Source organism: Halanaerobium congolense, assembly GCF_004366375.1.
GTDB lineage: Bacteria > Bacillota > Halanaerobiia > Halanaerobiales > Halanaerobiaceae > Halanaerobium > Halanaerobium congolense.
The window spans coordinates 80,854-89,473 of sequence record NZ_SOEF01000007.1 but is presented as its reverse complement, the minus strand read 5'-3'; the positions used below and the strand labels follow the sequence as shown (position 1 = coordinate 89,473).

Genomic DNA, 8,620 nt, shown 5'->3' with positions numbered 1-8,620 from the left:
GGCTAGGCGGATGGAACTATGCCTAATTCAACTAATTTCAGCCAAATAAATTAAATTATTTCTTATTTTGCTCTTGACATCTTACCGTATTACTTATCAATAGTTTAACATATTTCTTAAAGTTCTTTATTGCATACTAAATTATATTATATTAATCTTAAAATGTAAAAAAATGATTAAGTACTTATTTCTTTTTATAATTAATAAACAATCTGATATAATAAAATAGAGATTTTTAAAATCTGAGGAGGTATTGTATTGAGCAGCAAAAAAGTAAAAAAATCAATTTTAGAAACCAAAAAAATTATTGTATTTAAAAACATTAAAGAAAATGAATTAATTTTAAATTTAAAAGAACATTTAAATGATAATGATAATGAATTTCCTAAACTTGAAGTGGAAGATTTAATCTATAAATTAATTGAAATATCGATTAAAGAAGGACTGCAGGGAGATATTTGGCATAATTATTTAAAAAAACAGCTTATTGAATCAGAAAATATTTTTACATTAGAAGCCGAAATGGATTTAATAAATAAAAACGACAGCCTTTATCAAATTGCCTTAAATGATATAAAAATAATGGCTGATTTATTCTCTTTTTCTTTTAATGATTTAACTAAAAAATTGTCTGAAGAAAACTTCTCTTATTTACAAAATTTCAGAAATAATAAGTTAAAAATTAATAATGAAAAACTTGAAATTTATAATTCTTTATTTAATTATAATTCCACTCAAAAAAACTTGGAAAGTCTAATCAAATTTTATCAGAAACACGGTACAGGAATTTTAAATCAGAGCAAAGCTTTTTACTGGGAAAATAAAGGTTTAAAAAAAATAAATAATCCTGATCCAATTAGCTTTAATGATTTAATTTCATATCAAAGAGAAAAAAGAAAATTAATAGAAAACACAAAAAGTTTTTTAAAGGGCTATCAGGCTCATAATGTGCTGCTTTACGGTGATAGTGGTACTGGTAAATCTTCTTCAGTTAAAGCACTTTTAAACAAATTTCATGGCCAAGGTTTGCGTTTAATTGAAATCAACAGTTCACAGATAAAAGAGCTGCCAGATATAATTAATTATTTAGGTCAAAGAGGTCTATATTTTATAATTTTTATGGATGATCTTTCTTTTGAGGAGTTTGAAACTGACTATAAATATCTAAAAGCTGTGATGGAAGGTGGAGTAGAATCAAGACCGGCCAATGTGCTTTTCTATGCCACCAGTAATCGCAGGCATCTAGTCAGAGAAAAATGGCAAGATCGGGAATCTGAAATCCATGAAAATGATATATTAAACGAAAAATTATCTCTTTCTGAAAGATTTGGCTTAACTTTGATGTTTAATAATCCATCTCAAGCACAATATTTAAAGATAGTTAAAGAATTAGCAAATAACGAAGGTTTAGATATTAAATCAGAAAAATTAAAGAATAAAGCTTTAAAATGGAGCAAATGGAATAATGGCCGTTCTGGACGCTCTGCTAGACAGTTTATAAATCAATTACTAAAAGAACAAAATTTAAAACTAAATAATAACCATAATATTTAATTTAAAATAATACTTTTTATAGATAACGAAAAATCAAATTTTTAGTAAAACCAAATTAAAGCAGCAGTGAATTTTGTCCCTTGATTAAGAAAGCTCCCTAATTAGGGAGCTTTCTTAAAATTTATAAGTATTAATCTTCTATAAAGCTTTTAATTTTGTTAGTCGCATCTAAAATCGGACTGACTGAATCATCATAATTTACAGTATCAATCAACAGTGATATTAGTTTCGACATATCAACTTCCTCAAACCAATCTGAATCTTTAAACTTCTGTGGAACATAGGTCAAATTAGTTGAAAATAATTTTTTAATATATCCTTTTTCATAGTATTCATCCATTTTTTCAATACCATTAGTAAAGAAAGTGAATGAAACAGCTACATAAACATTTTTTGCATTTTTATTTTTTAATTCTTTGGCAATATCAAAAACAGATCCACCAGATGCTATCATATCATCGACTATTAAAATGTCTTTACCTGCAACATCTGCTCCCATATATTCATGTTGAATAATTGGATTTCTGCCATCTACAATTTTTTTATAATCTCTTCGTTTGTAAAATAAACCAACATCCAGACCTAAGACACCTGCATAATAAATTGCCCTGTCCATAGCACCTGTGTCAGGTGAAATCACCATCATTTCATCTTTATCAAAATGAATTTCTGCCTCTGAATTATTCATTGCTTTAATAATTTGATATGTAGAGTGAAGACTTTCAAAACCAGTTTGTGGAATAGCATTTTGAACTCTTGTTTCGTGTGCATCAAATGTGAAAATGTTTTCAACACCCATATTTTCTAATTCCTGCAGAGCCATAGCGCAATCTAATGATTCCCTACTATTTCTCTTATCCTGACGGCTTTCATATAAAAGAGGCATAATAAGATGGATCCTTCTAGCCTTGCCTGCAATCGCAGATATCAAACGTTTAATATCCTGGAAATGATCATCAGGACTCATGCGGTTTTTAATTCCAAACATATTATAAGTTACACTATAATTGCCAATATCGGCCAAAATAAAAATATCTTTACCCCTAATTGTTTCCTTTAGGTGTCCTTTGGCCTCACCATTAGAAAAACGAATGATCTCATTATCAATAATATATGACTCTTTAATTTCTTCTAAATGATATTCACTACAGCTATTGGCAAATTCCTCTTTTCTTCTTTCAACAATGTAATCATCAACCTTTTTTCCCAGCTCTTTACAGCTCTCATGAATAATAATCCCCAGCTGCCCAAATGGTATCTTAGTTATTGTTTTATCTTCCACTTTTAGTATAGCACCTCATTTGTATATTTATTTTGCTGTCCCTAATAATATTTCAAGATTTAAGCAGAAAATCCTTTACCTATTCTCTAAAAAATAAAGTTTATATATTTATTATATTCACATATTGATATTTTATTCCAATTCAAAAAGGTTTAACTTATATTAAATAGATTAAGAAAGTTTTAGCTAAGCCTAAAAAGACAAAGAAACCAAAAACATCTGTAACTGTTGTTACAAATATAGCTGATGCTAAAGCAGGGTCAATTCCAAGTGACTGTAGTGAGAGTGGAATCAAAAAGCCAAACATACCTGCAATCAGCAGATTTAAGATCATAGCTAGAAAAATTATAAGTCCTAGATAATAATTGCCATACATTAAATATAAGATAAGTCCAGTAACTAATCCAGTAGCAGTCCCATTGATGATTCCAACCATAGCTTCTTTAAAAAGCAGCTTCCAATTATCCTTAAAATCTATTTCTCCCAAAGCTATACCTCTGATTACAATAGAAAGAGTCTGAGTACCGGCATTTCCACCCATTCCTGCAACTATCGGCATTGCTGCTGCTAAAGCAACAACTTGAGAAATCACATCTTCAAAAATGGCTACAGTAAAGGTTGCTAAAAACGCTGTCGCTAGGTTAATAAACATCCAGGGTAATCTGCTTTGAACTGACTGCATTAAAGTCGCATCAGAACTTTCTTCTTCATCCACACCATGCATTTTATATAAATCCTCGGTGTTTTCTGCTTCAATAACATCAATAATATCATCAACTGTGATAATTCCAATTAAAATCCCACTGTTATTAATTACTGGAATTACAGTAAGGTCATATTTTGCTACCTGTTGAGCAACTATTTCCTGATCAACATCTGCTGTAACTTTGACAATATTGTCATCCATTAATTCTTCTAAAATTTTATTATCATCAGAACTTAAGATATCTCTTAAGTCAACACTTCCTACAAGTTTTTTATTATCATCTGAAATAAAAATAGTATCAATAATTTCAGTATCAGGTGCAATATTTTTTAATTTTTTCAAAGCCTCAGTTGTCGTTAAATTTTTATTTAATAGAAGATATTCGGTGGTCATTATTCCACCGGCAGATTCTTTATCATATCCCAGCAGATTTTTAACTACTAAAGCATCATCCTGTTTCATATGGCGCAGTAATTTTTTTCGCTTCTGAATTGGCAGTAATCCTAATATATCAGTTATATCATCAGCTGCCATATGAGAAAAAATTTCAATTATTTCTTGAGAACTCTTGCATTTTAAAATATCAATCTGAAGTTCTTTTTCAGATTCTTCAAAGATATCTGCAAGGTCTTCAGTTTCTATTAATTTAGTGAAGTTATTTATTTCTGAGGCTTCTAACTCAGATAGTGCTTCAGCAATATCTATTGGGTGATTATCTTCGATCCATTCTTCCTGAATATTTTTTGATTGACTTAAGTAATTATTGATATCCTTTTTAATATTTTCAATTTTTTTCTCCATCTGATCACCTCTTTCTAATATTATTTATCAGCATTTAAACTGCAAAGTATTATTATAGTTTTTTAAACAACTGTTTAAAGACTTAAATGAGAAATTAGTTTTTGACTGCTGCTTAATTCAAAATTACCAACTTCTAACTTCCAGTATTGAGCAGAATTAGATATTTCACTTATATATTTAACTAAATGAGGGTGACAGCTTAAAATAAAAATTTGATGGTTGTTTGATAAATTAGAAATTATTTCAGCTGTGTTATATAAATGCTTACTGTCAAAATTAACTAATGAATCATCTAGTATAAGTGGTAAAGGTGGTTTGATTTCTTTAATTCTGCTGATTCTGACAGCTAGAAACAGCTGTTCCAGACTGCCCTGACTTAACTGTTCTCCACTGTTGAATTTTTTTCCAGATTTAGTAACTGCCTGAAACTCTGAAGCTTCCAAATCAGATCCAGTTTCTAATTTATTATAATAATTATCAGTAATTTCAGCCAAAATATTAGAGGCTGGTTTCAGTAATTCTTTTTCGGCTTTTTCTACCATTCTTTCCCTTAATTTCTTTAAAATAAAATAAACACTCTTATTTACAGCATACCTCTGGGCTCTTTTTTCTAAATTGTTTTGAGCCTGATCAATCTTAATTTGAGCATTTTCAATTTTTGAAGAACTTGCAAGCTCTTCAATTTTATTTTTAAGAGTAATTATTTTTTCTTCTAGCTTATTCTTTTTCTTTTTTGATGAAAACAGCAGTTCTTCATAAGACTTCTTTTCTGATTCAACTGCATTTAGGGAAGAGAAATCGCGATATAATTTTAGAAAAAGCTGATAATAATTTTTATCAGAATCCTTTTGATTTAAAATTTTTTTAGTTTTATCTGAAGCTGCTAAAATATGTTTTATTTGAGATTTTTGACTGTCATAATTCTTTTTATTTTTTTTATATTCAGCAGCTGCCTCTGCCTTTTTTCGATAAGATTCTAATCTTAATTCTAATTTATTTTCTCTTTCAAAATCACCTAGGAATTCATAAATCTGATTTTGTAAAAGCTCAAATTCTCTTTTTTTGTCTAAATATTTTTCAGCAAGTTCCTTCATCTCAGATAATTTATTCAACTCTTTAAATAAAAATTGTGATTTAGAAATTAAATCAGAAGTTTTAGTTTCTAGGACAGAACTCAGCATAAATTGGTCATTATAGTAATTAGCTGTTTCTTTAATTAAATCATATATATTTTTTAAATCAAGTAATATTTCATCTTTGAGCTTAGATTTCTCTTCTTCCTCTATTTTTAGCTTTTTATATCTTCTTTTTTTAGCTTTGATTTCTAAAAAATAGGATTTTAAATAACTTAAATTCCCATTAACTTCAATATTTTCCAGTCCCAGGAGGTTAGAAAAATCACTTAAATTATTTTGAACTTTTTTTAAATTTTTATTTTTTCGGGTCAGATCTTTTCTATATAAATTTAATTTATCATTCTTTTGGCTGAGCTCCTTTTCTAATTTATCAGCTTTTTCTTTTTCTAATTTAGAACTTTTATAATTAGAACTATAGTAAATAAAGGCGGCCCCGGCAATTAGTAGAGCAAAATATTTAATTTGATTGTAATCGATAAAGAAAGAGCTGCTCAAAACAAAAAATGATAAAATTAAAATAGAATAAGTAGTTTTCAAAATTGAATTTGGTGTTTTATAGTCAAAAGCGCTGATATCAGCTTCGATGTTTTTGATTTCATTTCCTAATTTATCAATTTCTGTTGTTATACTTTTGACCTCCGCTTTTAATGTTTCATTTTTGTTTAAATAATTATTAAACTTTTCTGCTTCAATTAAATCTAAATTTATTGTCTCTAATTTTTTCAAAGGCTGCTGCCAGTTAGAATTTAGATTTTCTAATTCTAAAATTAAAGTCTGGTATTCATTAGTTATTTTCATTTTTTGAGTTCTAAAATTTTTTATTTTTTCATTAAGCAAATCTATCTTTTGCTGCTGATTATTTATCTGGTTTTTATTGTTTTTAATAAATTCTAAGAATTTTTTTGAATAACTGCTTTTTACTGACTTATTTAAATCATTTCTTTTAGATTTAAGTTCTTTTTTTATTTTATCAAAATTTTGCTGATAATTGACAATTTGATCAAGTTCGAAATAATTATTACAGTCCTGATCCTGAACTGATGATTGCTCCAGTTTGACCTGTAAATTTTCTATTTTTTCAAGAATAGAATAATTATTTTTGAGCAGATCAAGTAAAAAAATCTCATTCTCAAATCCAATAATTTTTTGATTTATTGCTTCTAAATTCTGCTTTGCTGTATTTAACTTTTCTTTTTTAAGATTAAATTCTTTAATTTCTAATAATGCTTGATCTCTTAATGCTTCAGCCTCTTGAATCTCGTTAAAATAGGGCTTAAATGAGGCAACTGAAGGGTCACCTAAAGTACCCCCTATATTTTTAGCATAGTTATAATATTTATCTGCTAATTCCGGAACTTTAACTAATTCGGATAGACCAGCTCCCAGCAAAATAGAAAATAAGCGTTTTTCTTTCTTTTTTCCTTTAGTAATTTTAGATAATTGCTGTAGTTCATCCAGACTAATTGTAAAAAGCTGCTGATAGCTAAGCTGATCTAAATAATTAAAAATTTCTGCTGCTTTAATTTTATTTTGTTTTTCATCTAAAATTTTGGGGGCGGCATAACCTTCTAAAAATAAGTTGTAACTTTTAGATTCCCGTTTCATCTCAGCTTCAATATAATATTGGTTACTAGCAGGAGGTATTGAACTATCCTGAGGTAAACCAAAAGGCAGATGACGCAGCAGCTTTAAAAAGCTGCTCTTTCCGGCTCTATTATGACCTCCAATAACAACCAGCTTCTTAGAAATATCTTTTAAATTTTGATTACTAAATATTCCAAAATCACGAATATAAATATTTTTATAAAACATTTAATCTCCGCCTTCTAGTAACTCAGATATAATAATTTTTTCCGATTCCTCTAAGATATCTGCCAGTGTTTTTTTATCAGCAAAAAATTTATGATTTTCTCTATCTTCAGGATTCTGATCTCCCTGCCAAATCTGTCCCCATTCAGCTATTAACTCTCGTTTTAGTTCTGAATCAGCTAAAATATCATTTATTAACTGATCAATATTTTGGTAAAGCTCACTGCCTTTTTTAAGTGCTTCTAAATTTTTTATAGGAGCAGCGGTTCTTAAGACTATAGAATGCAGCCAGATAGTCGGACTTTCTACTCTAAATCTACTTCTGAGATCCTTTAAAAGTGTTTCTTCAAGTTCGTCTCTATTGGCTTCTACATACTGATGAAGTTCAGTTCTACCTTTGATATTTAAACGAAGTACAAGCACCTTAAGTTTAAATTTTTTTGATTTGTTTTCGAATCTAATATTTTTATTATAATTTTCTAGGCGGCTGTTTATCAGCTGCTTAAGCTCAGTCAGATTATCAAGCTCATCGTATTGATCTAGATTGATTACAATTTCATTAAAAACGACAGGTGCCAGCGGAATAAAATTTTCTTTAACCTTTAAATTAGAATCTACTTCTACTAAAAGTGCCCCTTTATTACCCTCTTCACTAATATTGTGAGCCTGCAGAGTACCAGAAAAATTTATCGAAGGTTTGTGATTAAGTTTTTGATATTGATGAATATGGCCCAAAGCCCAGTAATGAATTTCGCTTTTAGTTAAGAGTTCACTTTTATTTACTGGTACATAACGATTATTATCCTTATTTAAGGCAGTATGAAGTAAAGAAATATTAAAAACGGAATTATCGGGAACCGTATAATAATTATACATTGTTCTATTCTCAAATTTTTGTCTGTAAGACTGGCCTAAAATTCTAGCTGCTAATTTACCGTCTTTTTTAAATTTTAGGGTTTCTACATTTTCACTAGAAAAATATTTTACATTTTCAGGAAGCTCAAAAACTTCATTTTCTACTCCTGCAGGGTCATGGTTGCCTGATATAATATATATTGTAATACCCTTTTTATTTAAAAATTCAGCCTGTTCTGAAAAGAAGCGGCTAGATTTAATTGATCTAGCTTTTCGATCATAAAGGTCACCCGCAATTAAAATAAAATCAACTTTTTCCTCAACTGCCAGTTCAACTAAATTTTTAAAAGCCTGCTCAGTAGCATTAAATAAAAGTTTATTTACCTTCATATCAGCTGTAGTATTACAGCTTAATTTTTTACCTAAATGTATATCTGCTGTATGAATAAATTTGATAGCATTTGCCATAATTGCCTC

Annotated in this window: 5 protein-coding genes; 1 reads left to right on the top strand and 4 read right to left on the bottom strand. The window is 28.7% G+C overall.

The window, feature by feature from the left end; all coding sequences use genetic code 11:
• Positions 1–258 precede the first annotated feature (258 nt).
• Complete coding sequence (locus C7954_RS04115; RefSeq protein ID WP_243833640.1) at positions 259–1,554, top strand: ATP-binding protein; 1,296 nt, start codon at positions 259–261, stop codon at positions 1,552–1,554.
• Between the two features lie 130 nt (positions 1,555–1,684).
• Here the strand turns inward: C7954_RS04115 and C7954_RS04110 are convergent, their stop codons facing one another.
• The 4 genes from C7954_RS04110 to C7954_RS04095 form a co-directional block, all read right to left on the bottom strand.
• A complete protein-coding gene (locus C7954_RS04110) occupies positions 1,685–2,836 on the bottom strand; it encodes a ribose-phosphate pyrophosphokinase (protein ID WP_134058823.1) in 1,152 nt (383 codons plus the stop codon).
• Positions 2,837–2,993: 157 nt separating this feature from the next.
• Positions 2,994–4,343 carry a magnesium transporter gene (gene mgtE / locus C7954_RS04105; RefSeq protein WP_073160138.1) on the bottom strand — a complete coding sequence of 450 codons (1,350 nt, stop codon included), beginning with the start codon at positions 4,341–4,343 and terminating at the stop codon, positions 2,994–2,996.
• Between the two features lie 74 nt (positions 4,344–4,417).
• Entirely contained in the window at positions 4,418–7,291 is a 2,874-nt protein-coding gene (locus C7954_RS04100) for an AAA family ATPase (RefSeq protein WP_073160136.1), read from the bottom strand.
• Positions 7,292–8,611, bottom strand: coding sequence for a metallophosphoesterase family protein (locus C7954_RS04095; RefSeq protein WP_089655444.1), 1,320 nt, complete (start codon positions 8,609–8,611; stop codon positions 7,292–7,294). It lies immediately after the preceding gene.
• Positions 8,612–8,620: the final 9 nt, after the last annotated feature.

Bases quoted from the DNA above. Each gene is read 5' to 3' on its own strand.
- mgtE (WP_073160138.1), bottom strand. From the start codon at position 4,343: ATGGAGAAAAAAATTGAAAATATTAAAAAGGATATCAATAATTACTTA.
- C7954_RS04100 (WP_073160136.1), bottom strand. From the start codon at position 7,291: ATGTTTTATAAAAATATTTATATTCGTGATTTTGGAATATTTAGTAAT.
- C7954_RS04095 (WP_089655444.1), bottom strand. From the start codon at position 8,611: ATGGCAAATGCTATCAAATTTATTCATACAGCAGATATACATTTAGGT.